This is a genomic window from Aphanothece microscopica RSMan92 (genome assembly GCF_046613545.2).
GTDB lineage: Bacteria > Cyanobacteriota > Cyanobacteriia > PCC-6307 > Cyanobiaceae > NIES-981.
This window is the reverse complement of sequence record NZ_JBKKKY020000567.1, coordinates 1-434: the sequence shown is the minus strand read 5'-3', so window position 1 is coordinate 434 and position 434 is coordinate 1. Positions and strand designations below refer to the sequence as shown.

1 protein-coding gene is annotated in these 434 nt (G+C 63.8%); it reads left to right on the top strand.

Features of this window, described 5'->3' with window-relative positions:
- Window positions 1-23 precede the first annotated feature (23 nt).
- Window positions 24-434 (top strand): hypothetical protein (locus tag ACLD7X_RS19090; RefSeq protein WP_425625526.1); only part of this gene is annotated, 411 nt, incomplete at its 3' end.

Below are 434 nucleotides of genomic sequence, written 5' to 3'. Positions count from 1 at the left end.
TCGCTGACAGCCACTTCCTGAACGTGACCGACGTTGAGACGTTGCAATTGACCGGGGCAAGCACAGCGGTGCTTGGTCCATTCGCCGGGGCGGCGGGGCTCAACCGGGTAGTGACCGGCAACGGCAACACGAACATTACCTTGAACAACGCCACCCCGACGACCATTGACGCATCGGCAATGCCCGATACGGCGGTGCTGACCCTTGGTGGCTCTGGTGCCTTCACGGTGACCGGCCTTGTGGCGGAGCTGAATGCGTTGGGCGCGTCTGGTACGTTGGTTGTTGAGACGGCGGCGAATACGAGCAGCGAGCCGTTCGTGGCGCAGACGATTGTGGTGACAACGGGCTCGGGTGCCACGACGGTCACGGCGACGACGGCGGGCGACACGGTCACGGTGGATGCGGCAGCTTTGGCTGGTGCCGAGACACTGACA